The following is a 20,285-nucleotide window of genomic DNA, read 5'->3' on the forward strand; positions in this document are numbered from 1 at the left end:
TGGGATCCTCGCCCTCCACCAGCACAGACGCCACCGAAACAGAGCCAGAACACCAGCCAGACCACCAGTCAGAAGTCCAGCCAGAACGATACGAAGAGCATGCCTGATCCGAGCCAACTCACGCAGTTCCCGCGGCCCTCGGTCGCGGTCGACACCGCGGTCCTCTGCCCCGTGCCCGGCCGCGGTCTGCATGTTCTCATGACCCATCCCGGAGACGGGGTATGGCAGCTGCCCGGGTCGATTCTGCGTCCGCAGGAACGCCTCGCCGAGGCGGTCGCCCGGTGCCTGCGGGAGAAGGCTCGGCTCGTCGACCGGGCCCCGGTGCAGCTGCATGTCTTCGACCAGCCCGACCGTGACGATCGCGGGTGGGTGATCTCCGTGGCCCACCTCGATGTGCTCTCGGCCGCCGACGTCGGCCTCACCGAGGATGCCTCCCCCACCAAGGACGCGTCCCTCACCGATGACGCTTCCCCCGCCGAGGAAGCCGACGACGTCTCATCCTCCGCCCGGGATTCCGATTACGCGGACTCCCCCGCCCATCATCGCAAGCTCGTGCCCGTGCACGAGGTCCATGAGCTCAGTGAGGAGCATCGGGAGATCGTCCGCGTCGCCGTCCACCGGCTGCGGGCGCTGCACGAACGCACCCCGGACCCCTTCGGTCTGCTCGAGACCGAGTTCTCCCTGCGTCAGCTGCGCGAACTCCACGAGGTCGTCGCCGGGGAGAGCCTGCAGGCCGATACGTTCCGCCGCACCATGCTGCCGCTGCTCGATCCCACCGGGCAGGCGGTGACCCAGGGACGGGGCCGCCCCGCGCAGACGTTCACGCGCCGGTCCGAGCTGGCCCTGCGCGCCGACTCCCGCATCCAGGCGCCCGAAGGCCCGCAGTGATGAGCACGGTGATGAGGGTGATGAGATGACCGAGATCAACCGAGACGCCGGCAAACACATGCGCGTCGATGTGTGGCTGTGGACGACCCGGATGTTCAAGACCCGCAACCTGGCCACGCAGGCGTGCCGCGGCGGGCATGTGCAGGTCGACGGGCAGCGGGTCAAGGCCGCGCAGAAGGTGACGATCGGCCAGGAGGTGCGGGTGCGCAAGGCCGGTTCCGAGTTCATCTGGAAGATCACCGGCTTCATCCCCACGAGGATGCAGGCCTCCATCGCCGTGCAGTGCTACGAGGATCTCACTCCCCCACCGGATCCGGCGCTGCGCGGGTTCGTGCCGAGGCGCGACAAGGGGCTGGGCCGTCCGACGAAGAAGGACCGTCGGGAGATGGAGAAGTTCCTCGGCGATCTGGCCAAACCCCAGTCACGCAACCGCCGCGACTGATACTCGGCCCAACCTCAGTACATGACGGTGGCGAAGGTTCCGACCTGTTCGAAGCCGACGCGGGCGTACATCCGCAGCGCCGTCTCGTTGTAGTCATTGGCATAGAGGCTCACGGTGGAGTGGCCCTTGTCGCGGGTGCGTTTGACGACGGCGGCCATTCCGGCGGCGCCGAGTCCCTGGTTGCGCACCTCGGGGTGGACCCACACTCCCTGTACCTGGACGATGCGGCGGGCGCGAATGCCGATATCGGCCTTGAACAGCACCTGCTCGTCCTGTTCCGTGGCCGGCCACCTCGGCACTGCGGCACCGCCGGGCAGCGTCGCCGAGATCCTGGCGTAGCAGTTCTTGCCGCGGATGATCCCGCGCACCCGAGACAGGTAGCTGGCGGTGCCGTCCTCGATGGGAGAGAACCCGACCTCCTTGGTGAACATGTCCACACTGGCCGGAAACACCGCCCCGAGGTCATCGAGGGTCACCCGGTGAACGTGTTCGTCCGGGGCCACGAGCGGATCCGAACTGATCGCCAGCAGCGGCTGACGGTCCCTCATCCCGAGTGGCTGCCCCCAGTTGAGGCGACTGTTGAGGTCGAGGATGACGGCCCGGTCCCCGATGAGCGAACACGAGACACGGCCGTCGGCATTGAGTTTGCGGGCAAGGATTTCGTTCGTCGCCGGTGTTGCGGCGACCGGGATGATGTTCCCGCCCACCCAGTAGGCGGCGACGGGTCGGTCGCCGTCGAAGATCCCGTAGAGAGTCCCGGCCGGTGAGCCCAGGCGTGCGGTTCCGGTGACCTCGAGCAGGGAGATGAGGTAGACGTTCTCACAGGGTCTGCGCGCAAGCAGGTCCGTCAGCCACTGCGTATGCTGATGTTCCAGTCGCGCGATTCTCAGCACCATCTGACCGTGCACTCTTCCCTGACGCTGTCCGTGGTCTCACCCTTCACACGGTGGAGACCCGGACGATGAACTCGTACGTCTCAAGGTATCGCACTCACCCGATGACGACCTCAGGCGGCCCCGACACAGTCCCTGAGGCTCCGTCCGATCCGTTCTCGGCATCCTCGGCGATGCGGTTCGCCTCGGCGATGAGGGTCTCGACGATCTCGGATTCGGGCACCGTCTTGATCACCTCGCCCTTGACGAAGATCTGTCCCTTGCCGTTGCCGCTGGCCACGCCGAGGTCGGCATCCCGGGCTTCACCGGGACCGTTGACCACGCAGCCCATGACCGCGACCCGCAGCGGCACCTCCATGCCCTCCAACCCTGCGGTGACCTCGTCGGCGAGGGTGTACACGTCGACCTGTGCGCGCCCGCACGACGGGCAGGAGACGATCTCGAGCTTGCGGGGCTTGAGGTTGAGCGATTCGAGGATCTGGTTGCCCACCTTGACCTCCTCGGCGGGAGGCGCGGACAGGGACACCCGGATCGTATCGCCGATGCCCTCGGCGAGCAGATGGCCGAAGGCGGTCGCGGATTTGATCGTGCCCTGGAAGGCGGGCCCCGCCTCGGTGACGCCCAAATGCAGCGGCCAGTCGCCGCGTTCGGCGAGCAGCTCATAGGCGCGGACCATGATCACGGGGTCGTGGTGTTTGACGGAGATCTTGAAGTCGTAGAACCCGTGCTCTTCGAACAGGGAGGCCTCCCACAGCGCGGATTCGACGAGCGCTTCCGGGGTGGCTTTGCCGTACTTCTCCATCAGCCGCTTGTCCAGGGAGCCGGCGTTGACGCCGATGCGGATGGACACTCCCGCCTCGGCGGCGGCCTTCGAGATCTCCCGCACCTGATCGTCGAACTTGCGGATGTTGCCCGGGTTGACGCGGACTCCCGCACACCCGGCATCGATCGCGGCGAAGACGTATTTGGGTTGGAAGTGGATATCGGCGATAACGGGGATCTGGGACTTGCCGGCGATGATCGGCAGGGCTGCGGCATCGTCGGCCGTCGGGCAGGCGACGCGCACGATATCGCAGCCGCTGGCGGTGAGCTCGGCGATCTGCTGCAGGGTCGCGTTGATGTCGGTCGTCGGTGTCGTCGTCATCGACTGCACGCTGACCGGAGATTCGGAGCCGACCCCGACCTTGCCGACCCCGATCTGCCGGGTCTTCCGCCGGGGCGCAAGCACGGGAGGAGGTGGGGCGGGCATTCCGAGGTTGACTGCTGTCACTGAGACGATCCCTTCATTCGGGCTGGTGACCAGCCACGATGATCCTGCCGACGCCGAGGTGGCCCTTCGTTGCGGCCGGATTGTGCAAACCACGACCATTGTAGGTCCTCAGCGGTGGGTCCTGGCTGCGTGTTCCGTCCCCGATTCCTGTCCGCCCTGTCCGTCGGGGCCGTCGCCGTCGGGCCCGCCCTGCCCCTCGAGCCCGCATCTGACCGGTAGTGTGAAGGTGACCTGCCGACTGTGAGAAGGAGCGGACCCGTGAGCGAAGGCGCATTCCCCGACATCGATGCGATGACTGCGGCCCTGGATGCGGAAGCGAATTCCCTGGCCGAGAAGGGTGGGTCCCTGGCCTGGGGAATCTTTCGCCGAGGTGGCCCCGCGCGAGCCGTGAATGCCGATGTTCCGTACCGGATCGCGTCGATGACGAAATCGTTCACTGCCGCCGCCATCGGGTTCCTCGCCGCGAACGGCCTCGACCTCGACATGCCGTTCGGGCGTCTTGTGCCCGAACTCGCCGACACCGCGATCGCTGATCGCACATGCCGGCAGGCGCTGACCATGGGCACCGGGTTCACGAAGGATGACCCGTGGGCGGACCGGATGGAGGCGATGACTCCGGACGAGCTCACCGCCTGGCTGCGCCGCGGCGCCATCGCCACGGCGCCCGCAGACACCGGGTACGAGTATTCGAACCTCGGGTATGCGGTGCTCGGCATGGTCGCCGAGGCGGTCACCGGCCGCTCGTTCATCGAGATCGTGACCACGGAGATCCTCGAACCCCTCGAACTCACGCGCACCGGTTTCGACCACGCCGACTTCCCCGACCTGGCACCGGGCTGCCGCGTCGACCTCGACGGCGGGCTGCATCCGGCCGAACTCACCGGGCCCGGGGTCTTCTCCCCCATCGGTGGGGTGATCTCCACGGTCCGAGACATCGGCACCTGGATGAACACGCACCTCGATGCCCTCGACCATTTCGACACCTATGCTCCCGGCTCGTGGTCGCGGATCCTGGCCGACAACCAGCAGACCCACCGGTCCATGGAGATCCAGACCTCGGCCCACCATGCTGAGGCGCTCAGCTACGGTTTCGGTCTCGAGACGCGCCTGGACACCCGGTTCGGGCGCGTGGTCTGCCATTCCGGCGGCTACCCCGGGTACGGCTCCCATATGCGCTGGTTCCCCGAACTGGGACTGAGCATCGTCGTCCTCGGCAACACCACGTACTATCCGGCGCAGCGCCTGGTGCAGGACGCACTCGATATCGGATGGGCGGCAGCCACGGGACGCAACGATGTCGATCTCAGCCGGACGACCACCTCGGCGCCGGTGCCCCGCTTTGCCGCGCAGCAGGCCCAGATCGATACGGTCCTGGCCGCAGCGAACCTCGTCACCGACTTCGACGACGAGACCGCCGATGAGATCTTCTCGATGAACATGGACCTCGACGAACCCCGGAACGAACGGCGTGAGCGCTTCGCCCGGTGGCGGGCGGCACACGAGGTCACGGCCCCGCTCACCGAGGCGGACCTGACCATGGTCTCCCCGCTGCGCGGAAAGCTCACAGTCGGCTCGGACATGGCGGAGGCGACGGTGCCAGGTTCAGGCGACGCGGAGTCCACGTCTGCCGGCGACGCGAAGGCCACGATCACGGTTGCGCTCAACCACCTCGGCGAGGTGCAGACGATCAGCCTCAGCGACTGAACATCCCCGAACCGCGCATCGGCCCGCGAACCTCGGTCCGCGAACCTGGCCGGCCCTGACCGGCCCGCGCACCTACCCGCCGGAGTTGAAGATCGCGTCGAGCGTGATGGGTTTGACGAGGTCGACGTAGACGAGCAGCGCCGTCATGCACAGCATCAGCCCGATGCACACGTACGTCAGCGGCAGCAGCTTCGCCGTGTCGAAGGGGCCGATGAGTCCGCGTCCGCGCCACCGGTTGATGCGGCGACGCGCGCCTTCGTAGAGTCCGACGGCGATGTGCCCGCCGTCGAGCGGCAGCAGCGGGATCATATTGAACGCGAAGAGGAAGATGTTGAGCGAGCCGAGCATGCCCAGCCCCATCTGCGCCTTGTCGAGGACGTCGATCTTGTCGGTGGACACGATCTCGCCGGCGATGCGGCCGACGCCGACCATGCCGACGAGGCCTTCCGCGTCGCGGTCCTTCGTGCCGACGGCGACCTCGCCGATGTCGACGAGTTTGACCGGCAGGGTGATGATCGCATGGAAGACGCCGCTCACCTGATCCCAGACGGCTCCGGGGAATTCGCCGATCGGCAGGGGCTGGCGTTCCTGCACGGGTCCGATGCCGAGGAACCCCTGGCTCTCGGTCTGCGGTGTGCCGTCGGCATTCATCAGCGCCTTGCCGTTCTCGTCGAACTTCTGCCGTTCGCTGGAGATGATCGGCACTGTCACGGATTCGGCCTTGCCGTCGCGGATGAAGTCGACCTCGACCCGCTCACCCGCATGGTCCTTGATGACCGCGGACAGCCGGTCCCAGTCCTTCGTCTCGACGCCGGCGATCGCGGTGATCTCGTCGCCGGGTTTGATTCCCGCCTCCCAGGCGGGGGTGAGCTGATCGTCGTCGCGGCACGTGTTCTGCTCCGAAGCAGGACGCTGCTGCGCCTCGGAGGCGGGCACGGCGCATTCGACGACGGTCTGCACGGTCGTCGTCGGTGTCGTCACGCCGATGCCAAGCAGTGAGATCGCCATGATGAGGATGCCGAGGATGAGATTGACGAAGGGCCCGGCGAACATGACGACGAGGCGCTTGGGCACGCTGAGCGCGTAGAACGTCCGGTGCTCCTCCCCCGGTTCGATCTCCTGATTCGAGAACTCCCGGGCATCGGCCATCGTGTTCTCGAACAGGCGACCCTTGCGCTGCCTGCCCCGCGATCGGCGCGGAGCAGCGCTCTCACCCTCGCCGAGGCGGCCCGCCGTGCCGTCGACGCCGCCGTCCGCGTCAGGCTCACCCTCACCGAGGCGGCCCGCCGTTCCGTCGAGACTGCCGGAATCGTTCGCTGCGGCTCCGACCTTCTCGACGCGCTTCGTCGTCGCCTCCTCCGGCGGATACATGCCGGGCATCGCGATGAACCCGCCGAGCGGGAACGCCTTGACCCCGTACTCGGTCTCCCCGCGGCGGAAGGAGAAGAGGGTGGGTCCGAAGCCGACCATGTAGTGGGTGACCTTGACACCGAACTTCTTCGCCGGGGTGAGATGGCCGAGCTCGTGGAGGCCGATGGAGATCGAGATGCCGATGAGGAAGAGGATGATCCCGATGATGTAGAGGACAACGGTCATGCGCGGCCCCTCTTCTGTCCGGAATTCTGGGCGGCCTTCTGTTCCGCGGCATCGGCGGCGGCGAATTCGCGCGCCCACGCATCGGCGGCGAGCACCGTGTCCACGGTGTGTTCGGCGGCCGGCTGATGAGCCGACAGCGCTCGGGCCAGTCCCTTGTCGATTCCCGTGAAGGGGATGTCGCCGGCGATGAACGCGGCCACGAGCACCTCGTTGGCGGCATTGAGCACGGCCGGGAAGCTGCGGGCCTTCCGCCCGGCTTCGATGGCCAGGCCGAGGGCCGGGAAGGCGAGATGGTTGACGGGTTCGAACGACCAGTGCATGGGTTGGCCCCAGTTGTTGGCCACGGCACCTGAGGTCAGACGCTTCGTCGTCCCGTCATCCTGCGTGCCCAGAGCATAGGAGATCGGCAGGCGCATGTCCGGTGGTGAGATCTGCGCGATCGTCGAGGCATCACTGAACTCGACCATCGAATGGATGTGCGACTGCGGGTGGACGACGACCTCGATGTGGTCGAAGTCGATGTCGAAGAGCAGGTGGGCCTCGATGACCTCGAGGCCCTTGTTGACCAGCGTTGCGGAGTTGATGGTGATCATCGACCCCATCGACCAGGTGGGATGGTTGAGCGCCTGAGCGGGAGTGACCCGACGCAGGGCATCACGGGTCATGCCGCGGAAGGGCCCGCCCGAGGCGGTGATGATGAGTTTGCTGACTTCTCCGTGCGTGCCGGCGCGCAGCGCCTGGGCGATGGCGGAGTGCTCGCTGTCGACCGGTACGAGTCGTGCGCCGGAGGCACGAGCGGCGTCGAGCACAATGGATCCGCCGATGATGAGCGATTCCTTGTTCGCCAGGGCCACATCCGTGCCGCGGTCGAGAGCGGCCAGGGTTGCGCCGAGGCCGGCGGCACCGGTGATCGCGTTGAGGACCATGTCCGCGTCCAAGCCCGCGACCGCCTCGGCGGCGGTGTCACCGAGGTGGATGGCTTCGACGGGATCGGCGATCCCCCGCTCGGCGGCCAACTGGGTCAGCCGCTGCCGAACCTCGGTCTCTCCCCCGGCCGGCGGGGTGGTGAGCCCGATGACGGGAACGCAGAACGTCAGCGCCTGGTCGAGCAACAGGTCGAGTTGGGACCCGGCGGCAAGGCCCACGATCCGATGCTCGTCCCGGTGTTCGGCGAGGACATCAAGGGCCTGGGTGCCGACCGAACCGGTTGAGCCGACTACAATGAAACCACGTTTACTCACGCCAACCGATGATGCCAAAGTTCTCTGGGAAATGACTCGACACGAACCGGAGTGTCGCCCCGCCGAACGCGTCGATCTGTAGTGCTTCGGGACACCGCTCATCGTCGGAGTTCCGGTAAAACTGTGAATGATAAAGAATCAATGGCGAAAGAGATGGATATGAGCACAACGCTGAGCCCTGACGATATTCTTGGACTGGATTCGGTCTTCGAAGCCGATGACCTCGAATTCGCGTCGATTGTGAAGAAGTGGCTGGACGAGAACGTCCGTGAGAAGATCGGCGACTACTTCCTCGACGCCACCATCCCCGCCCGCGAGCTGGCCGAAGGACTCGGCGAGCTCGGTCTGCTGGGCATGCACCTCGACGGCTACGGCTGCGGCGGATCGACCGCAACTCAGTACGGACTGGCCTGCCGTGAGCTCGAGGCCATCGACTCCGGTCTGCGTTCGCTCGTGTCTGTGCAGGGTTCGCTGGCGATGTTCGCCATCCACCACTGGGGATCGGAAGCGCAGAAGGAAGAATGGCTGCCGAAGATGGCCGCCGGCAAGGCCATCGGCTGCTTCGGTCTGACCGAACCCGATGTCGGCTCCGACCCGTCGGGCATGAAGACGACCGCGAAGAAGGACGGATCCGACTGGATCCTCAACGGCGCGAAGATGTGGATCACGAACTCCCCTGTCTCCGACGTCATGGTCGTGTGGGCCAAGACCGAAGAGGTCGACGACAAGGGCAAGAACGTCGTCCGCGGCTTCGTCGTCCCCTCGAACACCGAGGGTGTGCAGACTCCGGAGATCCACCGCAAGATCTCGCTGCGTGCGTCGATCACCGGTGAGATCGTCCTCGACAACGTCCGCCTGCCAGAGGATGCCATGCTGCCGAAGGCCAAGGGACTCAAGGGCCCCCTGTCCTGCCTGTCCGAGGCCCGCTACGGCATCGTCTTCGGTGTCACCGGTGCCGCCCGCGATGCGCTGCTCTCCGCTCTGGAGTACACCGGCACCCGCGTCCAGTTCGATCGCCCGCTGGCATCGTTCCAGATCACTCAGCAGAAACTCGCGAAGGCCTTCGGCCAGTACTCGCAGATCACTCTGCTCGCCGCTCACCTGGGCAAGATCAAGGACTCGGAGAAGGGTGTGCGTCCGGAGCAGATCAGCCTGGGCAAGATGGTCAACGTCGACACCGCGATGAATGTCTGCCGTGACCTGCGTGCGCTGTTCGGCGGCTCGGGCATCACGAGCGAGTACCCGCCGCTGCGTCACGCGGTCAACCTCGAGACCGTGCTCACCTACGAAGGCACGCACGAAGTGCATCAGCTGACCCTGGGCCGTGCGATGACCGGGATCAACGCCTTCGCGAACTGAGTGGGGCTGACCACTCACCGACTGGCCGGCTGAAATCACTCGATTTCAGCCGGCCGTTGTCAGTTTCGACGACGCAGTTCGAGGACCACGGTCTGCTCATCTTCGCCGTAATGGCTCTGGGCTTCCAGCCCCCGCTCGGCTGCGTACGCGGTGGCCCCTGCAGCCTGGCCCAGCCCGAGCTCGATGAGCAGCACACCGGCAGGGGCCAACCAAGCGAGCGACTCCGTGATGAGTCGGCGGACGAAGTCAAGTCCGTCATGTCCGCCGAACAGTGCGCTGCTCGGTTCGAAGTCGAGGGCCTCATGCGGCAGAAAATCGGCTGCCGTTTCAGGAACGTACGGCGGCACGGCCGCGATGACAGAGATAGCCCGCCGCAGTGTGTCGGACAGTCCCTTCAGGCAGTCGAGGGCATGCCCCGTCACGGTGGTGCCGGACTCCCCCACCTGTGCGGACCTCCCCACCTGTGCGGAGTCCCCCGACTGGAGGCAGCGTTCGACATTCTCCACAGCGCACCGCACGGCCTCCGCCTGCGCATCACCGAGGTGAAGATCGACTCCCGGCACCTTGCCCGCCACCGCCGAGGCGACCGGCCCGACCCCACAGAATGCTTCGAGCACAACAGGTCGCACGGCAGCGACGTCAGCGTCTGCCTCTGTTCCTTTCCGTCGTGAGTCCATCATCCGCCGGGCCGCGGACACCACATGCGCGGCGAGCAGAGCCGTTCTCTGCCGTGGCACGAACACTCCCGGCCGGACACTCAAACGCATCCCGGAGAAATCGACCCAGCCGACGATCTGCTCGAGGGGTTCACCGGCAACGCGGCGGGCCACCAGCTCATCGAGTTGCGGCTCAAAGTCGTCGTCATCAGGTCCGGCCGCCGCCTCGATGAGGATCGCCGCTTCGTCTTCGGCGAAGACACAGCCAGCTGCGCGCAGAGTAGACACCGTCTCAGCAGACCGCAGATCCGCAGAAGCCGGAACGTCGACACCACCATCGGCGTCGAAGCCCCCAGACGTCTGCTCCTCAGGAGGCAGAGAGGACCTCGCTGCGCAGCCACTCGAGGCTCGATTCGGCGTCGATCTCGCCGGAGTCGGTGAGCAGCAGTGTGTGGTCAGGTGCCAGCGGGACGACGGCGGCGAATTCGACGCGGGAGTCGCGCATCGCCTGATCGAGGTTCGCGGTCTCGGACCCGATCTTCACTCCGACTCCTTCGAACCGCGAACGGGTGACCCGCACCGATGCGCGTCCCGGTTCGACAGGTTCGGCGTCGATGGCGCACAGCACGATCTGTTCGGCCGACGAGGAGGAACCTCCAACGGCAGCCGCAACCGCACCCGAACCGCCACCGGAACGCAGGTCGACGGTCAGGCCGACGCGTGCGGCAGCGAGGACACCGAGCGACCGCGCCAACGGCGGGACATCCTCGGCGAAGGTGAGCACGGCACCGGATTCGGCGATCACTCCCATAGCACGCAGCACTCCGGCGAGCTTCGCACTGCGGTCGAGCACCTCGGCGCGGTCGAGTTCGACGGGCACCGACAGTGCCTTGATCAGGCGCGGATCGGTGACTTCGCGTCCGTCGACGAGGGGTTTCTCCGGTGCGGGGCCGGTGAGGACGATGTCGTCGGCCTGGCCCATCGCGATCGGGAAGTCGAGGATCTCGTAGACGGGGTTGAGCGTGCCGGGATCCGCCTTCGTGGGGACGGAGAAGTAGTGGAAATCAGTCAACGGAGGCCATCACTTCGACGACGCGGTCGATGAACGCATCGACCTGGTCCTCGTTGTAGGCCTTCTTGCCCTTCGCGGTCTTGAACAGCACGCGGCGGACCTGGTCGACGCTCATCGCCACGCCCTGCGTGAAGTAGGAATTGACCTTGTCGCACATGTCATCGACCTGGTCGATGTCGTAGCCGATGACGCCGGGAGGCGGATTGTCGAAGCGCTGCCCGGCCTCACGGACGAGGCGTCCCCGCAGGGACGCGGCGACGCGGGTGAGTTCCGAGACCCAGGCGTCCTGACCGGACTGTGCGATGAGGCGGTCCCGGGCCTGCTTGGCGAACGCGTCTTCGAGGCGGTCGAGCGCGGCGTCGACGACGGCAACGTGGTAGCCCTTGCGGACGAGATCGAAACCGACGGTGCGCACCGCCCGCGAATCGAGGTCGCCGGGCTGTGGGGTCGGCCGCTCGAAGGACTCACGTGCACGCTTGAAGAAGCTGTCGACCTGCTTGGGGTCGTATCCGTTCTTCCAACCGGACATTCGAGGGAAAGTCGTGTCCGCCATGTCTCCTCCAGAAGCGAGTGGCTGTCGTGTTTCCACCATGATAGATGGACAGCACCGAAAATGCGTCCTCGAGGCCGGTTGATCCCGGCCGTGGACCTGTCAGTCGGCGGCTGCGAGCTGGCCGCAGGCACCGTCGATGTCGGAGCCGCGGGTGTCGCGGATCGTCGTCGGGATGCCGTGATCGAGCAGGCGGCGGACGAATTCGTCGGCGACCTCCGGCTCCGAGGCCGTCCACACCGAGCCGGGGGTCGGGTTGAGCGGGATCGGGTTGACGTGGACCCAGCCGCGACCGCGCGCGTTGAGTTTCTTCGCCAGCAGCTCGGCACGCCAGACGTGATCGTTCATGTCCTTGATGAGCGCGTATTCGATGCTCACGCGCCGACCCGTGACCTGATAGTAGTTATAGGCGGCGTCGATGGCCTCATCGGCCTTCCACCGGGTGTTGACCGGGATCATCTCATCGCGCAGCTCGTCATCGGGTGCGTGGAGGCTGAGCGCGAAGGTGACGGGGATGTCTTCGGCGGCGAGTTTGTTGATGCCCGGCACCAGCCCGACCGTGGAGATCGTGATCCGGCGGGCCGACATGCCCAGTCCTTCGGGGGCGGGGCCGACGAATCGACGCACCGCGTTCATCACGCGCTTGTAGTTGGCCAGGGGTTCGCCCATGCCCATGAAGACGATGTTCGAGACCCTTTCGGGTCCGCTCGCCGAGGCGGCTTCGCCGTTTCCGTCGAACGCGGACTCCCCTGACAGGTCGTCCTCATCGTCGGATTCCGCACCGAGCGCGGTTTCGCCGGCACCGGGCATATCCGACTTGGGGGCCGCGGCGAGTTCGCCGGCGGCGATGACCTGGTTGGCGCGGATGACCTGTTCGACGATCTCGGCCGTGGACATGTTGCGGGTCAGACCCTGCTGTCCGGTCGCGCAGAACGGGCAGTTCATGCCGCAGCCGCACTGGCTGGACACGCACAGTGTGACTCGGTTGCGGTAGCGCATGAGCACGGATTCGACGAGGGCTCCGTCGAAGAGACGCCACAGGAACTTGATGGTGTCGCCGTTCTCCGTGCGCAGACGACGAACCTCGGTGAGCAGATGCGGGAAGAACCGTTCCTGGATCTCCGCCCGCTTGTCCTTGGGCAGGTCCGTCATCGCTTCGGTGTCGGTGACGTAGTGGCTGAAGTAGTGAGTCGAGATCTGCTTGGCGCGGAAGGCCGGCAGACCCATCTCCGTGACCGCAGCGGTGCGTTCGTCCATGCTCATATCGGCCAAGTGCTGAGGTGGCTGCTTGACTCGGGCGGACTTGAAGTTGAGGAGGGGACGGCCATCGCGCATCGGGGTCTTCGATGTCGTGCCGTCGGCGTGTTCGACGACGGGCCTGGTCTGCCTTCTGCCTGCTGGAGTACTCACGCCCCCATTGTCTCATGTCGGTGCAGAGGCTGTCGTGTGTGAGCGGCCACGTCGCCGGCGAGGGCGGATCAGAGGTAGCCGGGCAGCACCATGAACAGGACGAGGGCGACCGGGGCCGTGGGCAGGATCGAGTCGAGTCGGTCCATCACACCGCCGTGGCCGGGCAGCAGAGTGCCCATGTCCTTGAGTTCGAGATCGCGTTTGATCATCGATTCGCTGAAGTCGCCGAGGGTGGCGAAGGCGGGGATGACTGCGCCGATGACCAGGCCGGTCCAGAAGGGGGCGTCGACGACGGTGACGGCGAGGATGGTCGCGACGATCGCAGCGAAGATCGTGGACCCGAGGTAGCCCTCCCAGGACTTCTTCGGCGAGATCCGGGGAGCGATGGGGTGCTTGCCCCACAGCACACCGAAGACGTAGCCGCCTGTATCGGAGGCGACGACGGAGGCGAGGAAGATGATGACGTAGAAGTTGCCATCCTGCTGAGTGAGCAGGAAGACGATGAAGCAGGCCATGAGGCCGACGTAGGTGAGCGCGAAGAGCGAGAGCGAGACGTCTTTGACCGGGTTCTTCCGGCGCTCGACCATCGTGAACAGCATGATCGCACCGGCGCTGGCGGCGAAGGTCACCCACAGGGCCTCACGACCGCCGACGAACGTCGCCACCACCATGCAGGCTGCGGAGACCATCGTGGGCACACGGGAGACGAGCGACCCGGAACGCGAGAGCGCGTTCGCCAGTTCCCACATCGCCGCGACGATGCCGACGAGGATGATGAAGAGGAATGAGATCGGCAGGAAGATGAGCGAGGCGAGCACGACGCCGCCGATGAGCAGCCCCATGCCGATGGCGGCTGGAAGGTTGCGACCGGCGCGACCGTAGTCCTTGGGCTCGGGTTCCTCGGACGCGGCGTCCACCTCGGGGGTGGGATTGAAGTCCGGATCGTCGGGCGAATACACCTTGTCCGAATTGCGCAGATCCCGTCGCCTGGGGAACGGCGTCTCAGCCGACGCGGCATCGCGTGACGGGTCCGGCTCCTCGAAGGGAGCCGGACCTGCGGCTGGGCTGTCGGACCCGGTCACGGAGATCATCAGACCTCGAGGAGCTCGGCTTCCTTCTTCGAGAGCAGCTGATCGATGTTCTCGACCTTGCTCTTCGTCAGGTCGTCGAGTTCGGAGATTCCGCGGGTGACTTCGTCCTCGCCGGCGTCCCCGTCCTTCTTGATGCGTTCGAGGACGTCCTTGGCATGACGACGGATGTTGCGGATGGAGACCTTGCCGTCTTCGGCCTTGCCCTTGACGATCTTGACGTATTCCTTGCGGCGCTCCTCGGTGAGTTCCGGGAGGACGACGCGGATGACGTTTCCGTCATTGGCCGGGTTCGCTCCGATGTCGGAGTTGCGCAGAGCGTTCTCGATGTCGCCGAGCGTGCCCTTGTCGTAGGGAGTCACGAGGATCGTGCGCGCCTCGGGGGTCTGGAACGATGCGAGCTGCTGCAGCGGAGTCGGGGCACCGTAGTAGTCGATCTCGATGTCGGCGAACAGTGCGGGGTTGGCGCGGCCAGTGCGGATCGACGCGAAGTCGTCCTGCGTGAATTCGACGGCTTTGTCCATCTTCTCTCTGGCTTCGGCCAGTGTCTCTTCAATCACGGTTCACTCTTTCCATCTCTGTAAGCTTTGAGTTCATTCTATGGGTCATCACTGAAAAATGCCGCACCGAATCCTCACAGGGGTGTCCTCACCTGCGTGGATGCGAGTCGGTACAGCCGCCTGTGTCTGGGCGGGTCTCAGTGGACGACGGTGCCGATCTTCTCACCCATGATGGCTTTGCGCAGGTTGCCCTCGCCTTCCATGCCGAACACGTGCATCGGCAGCTTGTTGTCCATGCACAGGCTGAAGGCGGTGGCGTCGACGACCTTGAGGCCGCGCTGCAGGGCTTCCTGGTAGGTGATCTCGGAGAGCTTCTCGGCGTTCGGGTCGACCTTCGGGTCTGCAGTGTAGACGCCGTCGACGCCGTTCTTCGCGATGAGCACCTCGTCGGCGTGGACCTCCAGCGCACGCTGCGCGGCGACGGTGTCGGTGGAGAAGTACGGCAGTCCGGCTCCGGCGCCGAAGATGACGACGCGGTTCTTCTCCATGTGCCGCATGGCGCGGCGGGGAATGTAGGATTCGGCGACCTGGGACATCGGGATCGCGGTCTGCACCCTGGTGTCGACTCCGGTCTGCTCGAGGAAGTCCTGCAGGGCCAGGCAGTTCATCACGGTGCCGAGCATGCCCATGTAATCGGCGCGGGTGCGGTCCATGCCGCGCTGGGACAGTTCGGCTCCGCGGAAGAAGTTGCCGCCGCCGACGACGATGCTGACTTCGACCTCTTCGGCGGTGGGGGCGACTTCGCGGGCGACTGCGGCCACGACATCCGGGTCGACGCCGATCCGTCCGCCGCCGAAGACCTCACCGGAGAGCTTGAGCAGGACACGGCGGCGATGTGTGCGGACGGGACGGCTGGCGTGAGCAGATTCGTGAACCGGGGTGCTTGTCATGGAGTCCTTCTTCCGTGCGGGCAGATCGGTGCCCGGATGGATTGTCTGTCGGGTGAATCGTCTGGGCCAGTCTAGCGAAAAACGGGGTCGGACCGATCGGTCCGACCCCGTCTCGCAGGTGAGTTCTCACTCACCGAGCGAACCTGCCGAGCAGACTCTGCGTCTGTTCAGCGGTCAGTGGTGTTTCAGGCTCCGACGCGGTAGCGCAGGAAGCCGGTGGCCTTGACGCCGGCAGCCTCGAGCACCTTGGCCACGGACTGCTTGGGATCCTTGGCGAATCCCTGGTCGAGCAGGCAGTTCTCCTTGAAGAAGCCGTTGACGCGACCCTCGACGATCTTCGGCAGAGCCTGTTCGGGCTTGCCTTCGTTCTTCGCGGTGTCTTCGGCGATGCGACGCTCGTTCTCGACGAGATCGGCGGGAACGTCTTCGCGGGAGAAGTACTTCGGGCTCATGGCGGCGATGTGCACTGCGACATCGTGTGCCACGGTCTCGTCGTCACCTTCGAAGGCCAGCAGCACACCGACCTGCGGGGGCAGGTCCTTGTTGGTGCGGTGCAGGTAGGACGCGACCTTGGCGCCTTCGATGCGACCCACGCGGCGCAGGTCGACCTTCTCGCCCAGGGTGGCACCCGACTCGGTGATGAACTGGGAGACGGGCTTGCCGTCGGTTTCAGCGGCGAGCAGAGCCTCGGCCGAATCGGCCTTGTTCGCCACGGCCAGTTCGAGGACCTGGTCGGCGAGCTTGATGAACGGCTCGGACTTCGCGACGAAGTCGGTCTCCGAGTTGAGTTCGATCATGGTGCCGACGCCGCCGTCCACGTGGGAGGCGACGAGGCCGTCGGAGGTGGAGCGGCCTTCGCGCTTGGTGGCGCCCTTGAGGCCCTTCACGCGAAGAGCTTCCATGGCCTTGGCCTGGTCACCGTCGGACTCGTCAAGAGCCTTCTTGACGTCCATCATTCCGGCGCCGGTCTTCTCGCGCAGTGCCTTGATGTCAGCGGCAGTGTAGTTTGCCATTCTTTCTCCTCAGGGTGGTGGAGTTAAAGGAAATCAGGACTCGGTCGACTCGGTGGAGTCGGCAGCTTCAGCAGCCGGAGCGGCTTCGGCAGTCTCGGCCTCAGCGGCGGGAGCTTCCTCAGCAGCGGTCTCAGCTTCGGCGGCCGGAGCTTCCTCGGCGGCCGGAGCGGCTTCAGCGGACTCGGTAGCAGCCTCGGCGGGCTTCTCGTCGGTCTTGCCTTCGAGCAGCTCGCGCTCCCATTCGGGCATGGGCTCGACGGCGGAGACGTTCTTCTCACCGGACTGCTCGTCCGAGGAGTGGCGGGCGATGAGGCCCTCGGCCACGGCGTCGGCGACCACGCGGGTCAGCAGCGAGACCGAGCGGATGGCGTCATCGTTGCCCGGGATCGGGTAGGTGACGTCGTCGGGATCGCAGTTGGTGTCGAGGATGCCGATGACCGGGATGCCCAGCTTCTTGGCTTCGTCGACGGCGAGGTGTTCCTTCTTGGTGTCGACGATCCAGACGGCCGACGGGGTGCGCTGCATGTCGCGGATACCGCCGAGGGTCTTCTCGAGCTTGTCCTTCTCGCGGCGCAGGATGAGCAGTTCCTTCTTGGTGTGCGAGGAACCTGCAACGTCGTCGAAGTCGATCTCTTCGAGTTCCTTGAGGCGGCGCAGACGCATCGAGATGGTCTGGAAGTTCGTGAGCATACCGCCGAGCCAACGCTGGTTGACGAAGGGCTGACCCACGCGCTTCGCCTGTTCGGCGATGGATTCCTGGGCCTGCTTCTTGGTGCCGACGAACAGGATCGAACCGCCGTGCGAGACGGTTTCCTTGATGAATTCGAAGGCGTTGTCGATGTAGCCCAGCGACTTCTGCAGGTCGATGATGTAGATGCCGTTGCGCTCGGTGAAGATGAAGCGCTTCATCTTCGGGTTCCAACGACGGGTCTGGTGTCCAAAGTGAACGCCGCTGTCGAGCAGCTGGCGGATGGTGACGACGGCCATGCCGACGCCCTCCTTTCTGTGCACCGCAGGGTGCTTTTACGTCACGCGCGCGTCGATCTTCGCCGATTCGGGCCCGTATGGGCTCGCTTCGATCCGACCGACGGTGAACGTCGATGACATTTTCGGTTGATTCCTGGTATCCGGTTCATCCGCCCCACAGGCACACCTGATGGCTGCCTGCACCATGGGAAGGAGAAGAATTCGAATACGCGTAGTCAGAAGACACGCTTCTGCTGGCCTCAGTCTAGCTCGGTTGGGCAAGCCATTTCCAATCGGGGACCTCCCTTCGCCGAGGCGGCCCACCCGCCCGGTCTCGCCCCGCCGACTCGGGCGTCGCCCGGTGTGGACGGACGGGTGCGGAGATCGGTGGTGCCGATGGCTCGGGTCGGGCGTGTGGCGTCGGACCGTTGTGGTTGCGGACCACTCAACCACCGTCTCCTGTGGACTGACTGGCGACTCGAACATCGGCGGCCTGTGGAGGCAGAGGGTTCGTCCACAGGAGTGATCGTGAGGGGTGACACCGCGGTGAGGCACCGGTTTCCATGCACCTATGGATCTCTTTGCGCAAGGCCGGTTCCACCTGTTCTCTGCTGCGGTTCTCGCAGTGGCGCTCGTGTTCGGGGGCGCCGCCCCGGAGGCGAGCGCCGCCGGTGCTGCGTCGACGACCGCGCCGAAGAATTGGGTCACCCCAGTGCCGGCGATGGAGATCATCACGGCATTCGACCCTCCGGACAAGCCCTGGCTGAAAGGGCACCGTGGAATCGATGTTCTTGCCGAGGAAGGCGAGCCGCTGCGAGCGCCTACGGCAGGTGAGGTCCGTTTCGCAGGCACGGTTGCCGGCACCGCGACTCTCAGCGTGCTCACCGACTCCGGGCATGTGCTCTCGTTCCAACCGGCGACGACATCCCTGAAGAAGGGTGAGACATTCTCGGCCGGCGAGCGCATCGGCACAGTCGGCGCCGGGGGCCACTGTGAACGGTCCAGTCTGCATATCGGTGCGTGGCCGGCCGACTCCGACAAGCGCTATATCGATCCGGGCGAGCTCTTCGGGCAGGAGCAGTCGCTGCTGCTGCCACTGTCGCGGAAGCCCGCCGAAGAGCCGAAAGGAGGAGGCGGGGGTTCCGCGACGTCGGGAGCGGGAGCCTGGGGTGGGCACAGCAACGGCAGGATCCCAGCCTCCGCGATGTGTCAGTTGAAGTCGGCTCCCGGTCAGATGCTGCGCTGTGATGCGCAGGCTGCCTTCGATCGGATGTCGCAGGCGTTCGAAGCGCGGTTCGGGTCCCCGATCTCCGTCACCGATGCCTACCGTGACTATGCCACGCAGGTGATCCTCAAGAAGCGCAAAGGGCGGATGGCGGCGACTCCGGGCACGTCGAACCATGGATGGGCGCTGGCGGTCGACCTCGGCAGCGGCATCAATTCCTTCGGCACTGCTCAGCATCAGTGGATGCGGGCCAATGGTCCGAAGTTCGGGTGGATCCATCCCGGGTGGGCGAGGCAGTCAGGGTCGCTGCCCGAGGCCTGGCACTGGGAGTTCCGCAGATAGAACCGCCGATAGAAATGGCCGGTGCACTCACGCGTTCCGCGATGGTGTCACCGCATTCCGCCGGTGCGCTCAGGCGCGAGGGTGGGCCCTGCGGTAGGTCTCCTGCAGACGCTGCATCGAGACGTGGGTGTAGATCTGGGTGCTGCTCATCGTCGAATGGCCGAGCAGCTCCTGGATCTGTCTGAGGTCGGCGCCGCGGTCGAGCATGTGTGTGGCAGCCGAGTGCCGCAGCCCGTGGGGTCCGATGTCCGGTGCGCTCGGGTCGGTGGAGCCGTAGCGATGGACGAGCTCGCGGACCTGGCGAGCTCCTATCCGTCCTCCGCGGACCCCGAGGAACAGTGCGTCTGCGCTGTTGGGGCCGGCGAAGAGGTCACGGGCGGCAAGCCAGTCGTTGAGCGCCGTCTGGGCCGGTGCGCCGAACGGCACTCGGCGTTCCTTGTTGCCCTTGCCGAGCACGGTGATCATCGCTTTGCGATGGTCGACATCAGCGCGGTCGAGTCCGGTGAGCTCGGAGACGCGCACCGCGGTGGCGTAGAGCATTTCGAGGATCGCGGCATCGCGGAGGCGTTTGGCTGCCTCAAGCGGATCGTTGTCAACCGTGCCCACAGGCTCGTCAGCAGCATCGTCGGTGGCAGCATCTTCGGCGGCGGAGATGAGCGCGGCGGCCTGTTGGGGTTTGAGCACGGTGGGCAGGCGGGAGTCCTTCTTCGGTGTCCGCAGCCGTGCCGCAGGGTTGTTGGGCAGTCCCAGGTTGTTGACTCCAAATGAGAAGAAGGACCGGACAGCGGCGATCTTGCGCGCCACCGTCGACTTCGCTGCACCGGCATCGTCGAGAGCGATCAGCCACGACCGCAGGTCGTCGAGTTCGATGGAGGTCAGGTCGATCCGCTGCCTCTGGTGCCCCTGCGAATCGGAGGCCGTGTCGCCCTTGGACCCGCGACGGATCTTCATCGAGTGGACCGCGTGGTCGAGGAAGTCGGCGACGTCGGAGACATAGGCGCGAGCTGTGTGCTCGGAGACGTCGCGGGATCTCAGGTGGTCGGCATAGCCTGCTACCACCTCGGCGACGGTCGACGGTGTGCTCACAGCCCTCAGGATACGCGAACCAGCAGATCCGCGA

At 65.7% G+C, this 20,285-nt stretch carries 19 protein-coding genes; 5 read left to right on the forward strand and 14 right to left on the reverse strand.

Annotation, left to right across the window (positions count from 1 at the left end):
• The first annotated feature begins 99 nt into the window (after positions 1 to 99).
• Positions 100 to 888 carry an NUDIX hydrolase gene (locus tag L1F31_RS12050; protein ID WP_265417525.1) on the forward strand — a complete coding sequence of 263 codons (789 nt, stop codon included), beginning with the start codon at positions 100 to 102 and terminating at the stop codon, positions 886 to 888.
• Between the two features lie 25 nt (positions 889 to 913).
• On the forward strand, positions 914 to 1,330 hold the full coding sequence (locus tag L1F31_RS12055; RefSeq protein ID WP_265417526.1) for an RNA-binding S4 domain-containing protein: 417 nt from the start codon (positions 914 to 916) through the stop codon (positions 1,328 to 1,330).
• Positions 1,331 to 1,344: 14 nt separating this feature from the next.
• Here L1F31_RS12055 and L1F31_RS12060 read toward each other — a convergent pair whose 3' ends face one another.
• Together L1F31_RS12060 and ispG are read right to left on the reverse strand one after the other, a co-directional pair.
• Positions 1,345 to 2,226, reverse strand: coding sequence for a GNAT family N-acetyltransferase (locus tag L1F31_RS12060; RefSeq protein WP_265417527.1), 882 nt, complete (start codon positions 2,224 to 2,226; stop codon positions 1,345 to 1,347).
• A 94-nt stretch (positions 2,227 to 2,320) separates the two neighbouring features.
• Complete coding sequence (gene ispG / locus L1F31_RS12065; RefSeq protein ID WP_265417528.1) at positions 2,321 to 3,493, reverse strand: flavodoxin-dependent (E)-4-hydroxy-3-methylbut-2-enyl-diphosphate synthase; 1,173 nt, start codon at positions 3,491 to 3,493, stop codon at positions 2,321 to 2,323.
• A 258-nt stretch (positions 3,494 to 3,751) separates the two neighbouring features.
• On the opposite strand from ispG, the gene L1F31_RS12070 reads away from it, so the two are divergent.
• Positions 3,752 to 5,197: a serine hydrolase domain-containing protein gene (locus tag L1F31_RS12070; RefSeq protein ID WP_265417529.1), complete on the forward strand. Its 1,446-nt coding sequence runs from the start codon at positions 3,752 to 3,754 to the stop codon at positions 5,195 to 5,197.
• Positions 5,198 to 5,269: 72 nt separating this feature from the next.
• Here L1F31_RS12070 and L1F31_RS12075 read toward each other — a convergent pair whose 3' ends face one another.
• Together L1F31_RS12075 and dxr are read right to left on the reverse strand one after the other, a co-directional pair.
• Positions 5,270 to 6,793, reverse strand: coding sequence for a M50 family metallopeptidase (locus tag L1F31_RS12075; RefSeq protein ID WP_265417530.1), 1,524 nt, complete (start codon positions 6,791 to 6,793; stop codon positions 5,270 to 5,272).
• On the reverse strand, positions 6,790 to 8,034 hold the full coding sequence (gene dxr, locus L1F31_RS12080) for a 1-deoxy-D-xylulose-5-phosphate reductoisomerase (RefSeq protein WP_265417531.1): 1,245 nt from the start codon (positions 8,032 to 8,034) through the stop codon (positions 6,790 to 6,792). The genes L1F31_RS12075 and dxr overlap by 4 nt, the downstream gene beginning before the upstream one ends.
• A gap of 159 nt (positions 8,035 to 8,193) precedes the next feature.
• Between dxr and L1F31_RS12085 the strand changes: the two genes are divergently transcribed.
• Entirely contained in the window at positions 8,194 to 9,393 is a 1,200-nt protein-coding gene (locus L1F31_RS12085) for an acyl-CoA dehydrogenase family protein (RefSeq protein ID WP_265417532.1), read from the forward strand.
• A 59-nt stretch (positions 9,394 to 9,452) separates the two neighbouring features.
• On the opposite strand, the gene L1F31_RS12090 is transcribed toward L1F31_RS12085, so the two are convergent.
• From L1F31_RS12090 to rpsB, 9 genes are all read right to left on the reverse strand, one after another.
• A complete protein-coding gene (locus L1F31_RS12090) occupies positions 9,453 to 10,337 on the reverse strand; it encodes a N5-glutamine methyltransferase family protein (protein ID WP_265417533.1) in 885 nt (294 codons plus the stop codon).
• A 79-nt stretch (positions 10,338 to 10,416) separates the two neighbouring features.
• Positions 10,417 to 11,121, reverse strand: a complete 705-nt coding sequence (locus L1F31_RS12095; protein ID WP_265417534.1) for a hypothetical protein — start codon at positions 11,119 to 11,121, stop codon at positions 10,417 to 10,419.
• A complete protein-coding gene (locus tag L1F31_RS12100) occupies positions 11,114 to 11,674 on the reverse strand; it encodes a DivIVA domain-containing protein (RefSeq protein WP_265417535.1) in 561 nt (186 codons plus the stop codon). The genes L1F31_RS12095 and L1F31_RS12100 overlap by 8 nt, the downstream gene beginning before the upstream one ends.
• A gap of 99 nt (positions 11,675 to 11,773) precedes the next feature.
• The gene (gene rlmN / locus L1F31_RS12105) at positions 11,774 to 13,006 is read right to left on the reverse strand and encodes a 23S rRNA (adenine(2503)-C(2))-methyltransferase RlmN (protein ID WP_429860967.1); all 1,233 of its coding nucleotides are present in this window, start codon (positions 13,004 to 13,006) and stop codon (positions 11,774 to 11,776) included.
• Positions 13,007 to 13,149: 143 nt separating this feature from the next.
• Complete coding sequence (locus L1F31_RS12110; RefSeq protein ID WP_265417537.1) at positions 13,150 to 14,172, reverse strand: phosphatidate cytidylyltransferase; 1,023 nt, start codon at positions 14,170 to 14,172, stop codon at positions 13,150 to 13,152.
• Positions 14,172 to 14,729, reverse strand: a complete 558-nt coding sequence (gene frr, locus L1F31_RS12115) for a ribosome recycling factor (protein WP_265417538.1) — start codon at positions 14,727 to 14,729, stop codon at positions 14,172 to 14,174. Before frr ends, L1F31_RS12110 begins: the two co-directional genes overlap by 1 nt.
• A gap of 137 nt (positions 14,730 to 14,866) precedes the next feature.
• On the reverse strand, positions 14,867 to 15,619 hold the full coding sequence (pyrH, locus tag L1F31_RS12120) for a UMP kinase (protein WP_265417539.1): 753 nt from the start codon (positions 15,617 to 15,619) through the stop codon (positions 14,867 to 14,869).
• A 185-nt stretch (positions 15,620 to 15,804) separates the two neighbouring features.
• Entirely contained in the window at positions 15,805 to 16,632 is an 828-nt protein-coding gene (tsf, locus tag L1F31_RS12125) for a translation elongation factor Ts (protein WP_265417540.1), read from the reverse strand.
• 33 nt (positions 16,633 to 16,665) lie between these two features.
• Complete coding sequence (gene rpsB, locus L1F31_RS12130; protein WP_265417541.1) at positions 16,666 to 17,619, reverse strand: 30S ribosomal protein S2; 954 nt, start codon at positions 17,617 to 17,619, stop codon at positions 16,666 to 16,668.
• Positions 17,620 to 18,169: 550 nt separating this feature from the next.
• Here rpsB and L1F31_RS12135 point away from each other — a divergent pair.
• Positions 18,170 to 19,165, forward strand: a complete 996-nt coding sequence (locus L1F31_RS12135) for a D-alanyl-D-alanine carboxypeptidase family protein (protein WP_265417542.1) — start codon at positions 18,170 to 18,172, stop codon at positions 19,163 to 19,165.
• Between the two features lie 69 nt (positions 19,166 to 19,234).
• Here the strand turns inward: L1F31_RS12135 and L1F31_RS12140 are convergent, their stop codons facing one another.
• The gene (locus L1F31_RS12140) at positions 19,235 to 20,251 is read right to left on the reverse strand and encodes a tyrosine recombinase XerC (protein WP_265417543.1); all 1,017 of its coding nucleotides are present in this window, start codon (positions 20,249 to 20,251) and stop codon (positions 19,235 to 19,237) included.
• Between the last annotated feature and the right edge of the window lie 34 nt (positions 20,252 to 20,285).

Source organism: Brevibacterium spongiae (genome assembly GCF_026168515.1).
GTDB classification, from domain to species: Bacteria; Actinomycetota; Actinomycetes; order Actinomycetales; family Brevibacteriaceae; genus Brevibacterium; species Brevibacterium spongiae.

Bases quoted from the DNA above. Each gene is read 5' to 3' on its own strand.
- rlmN (WP_429860967.1), bottom strand. From the start codon at position 13,006: ATGCGCGATGGCCGTCCCCTCCTCAACTTCAAGTCCGCCCGAGTCAAG.
- L1F31_RS12060 (WP_265417527.1), bottom strand. From the start codon at position 2,226: ATGGTGCTGAGAATCGCGCGACTGGAACATCAGCATACGCAGTGGCTG.
- L1F31_RS12050 (WP_265417525.1), top strand. From the start codon at position 100: ATGCCTGATCCGAGCCAACTCACGCAGTTCCCGCGGCCCTCGGTCGCG.
- L1F31_RS12100 (WP_265417535.1), bottom strand. From the start codon at position 11,674: ATGGCGGACACGACTTTCCCTCGAATGTCCGGTTGGAAGAACGGATAC.
- L1F31_RS12135 (WP_265417542.1), top strand. From the start codon at position 18,170: ATGGATCTCTTTGCGCAAGGCCGGTTCCACCTGTTCTCTGCTGCGGTT.
- L1F31_RS12085 (WP_265417532.1), top strand. From the start codon at position 8,194: ATGAGCACAACGCTGAGCCCTGACGATATTCTTGGACTGGATTCGGTC.
- L1F31_RS12075 (WP_265417530.1), bottom strand. From the start codon at position 6,793: ATGACCGTTGTCCTCTACATCATCGGGATCATCCTCTTCCTCATCGGC.
- rpsB (WP_265417541.1), bottom strand. From the start codon at position 17,619: ATGGCCGTCGTCACCATCCGCCAGCTGCTCGACAGCGGCGTTCACTTT.
- L1F31_RS12055 (WP_265417526.1), top strand. From the start codon at position 914: ATGACCGAGATCAACCGAGACGCCGGCAAACACATGCGCGTCGATGTG.
- L1F31_RS12110 (WP_265417537.1), bottom strand. From the start codon at position 14,172: ATGATCTCCGTGACCGGGTCCGACAGCCCAGCCGCAGGTCCGGCTCCC.
- tsf (WP_265417540.1), bottom strand. From the start codon at position 16,632: ATGGCAAACTACACTGCCGCTGACATCAAGGCACTGCGCGAGAAGACC.
- pyrH (WP_265417539.1), bottom strand. From the start codon at position 15,619: ATGACAAGCACCCCGGTTCACGAATCTGCTCACGCCAGCCGTCCCGTC.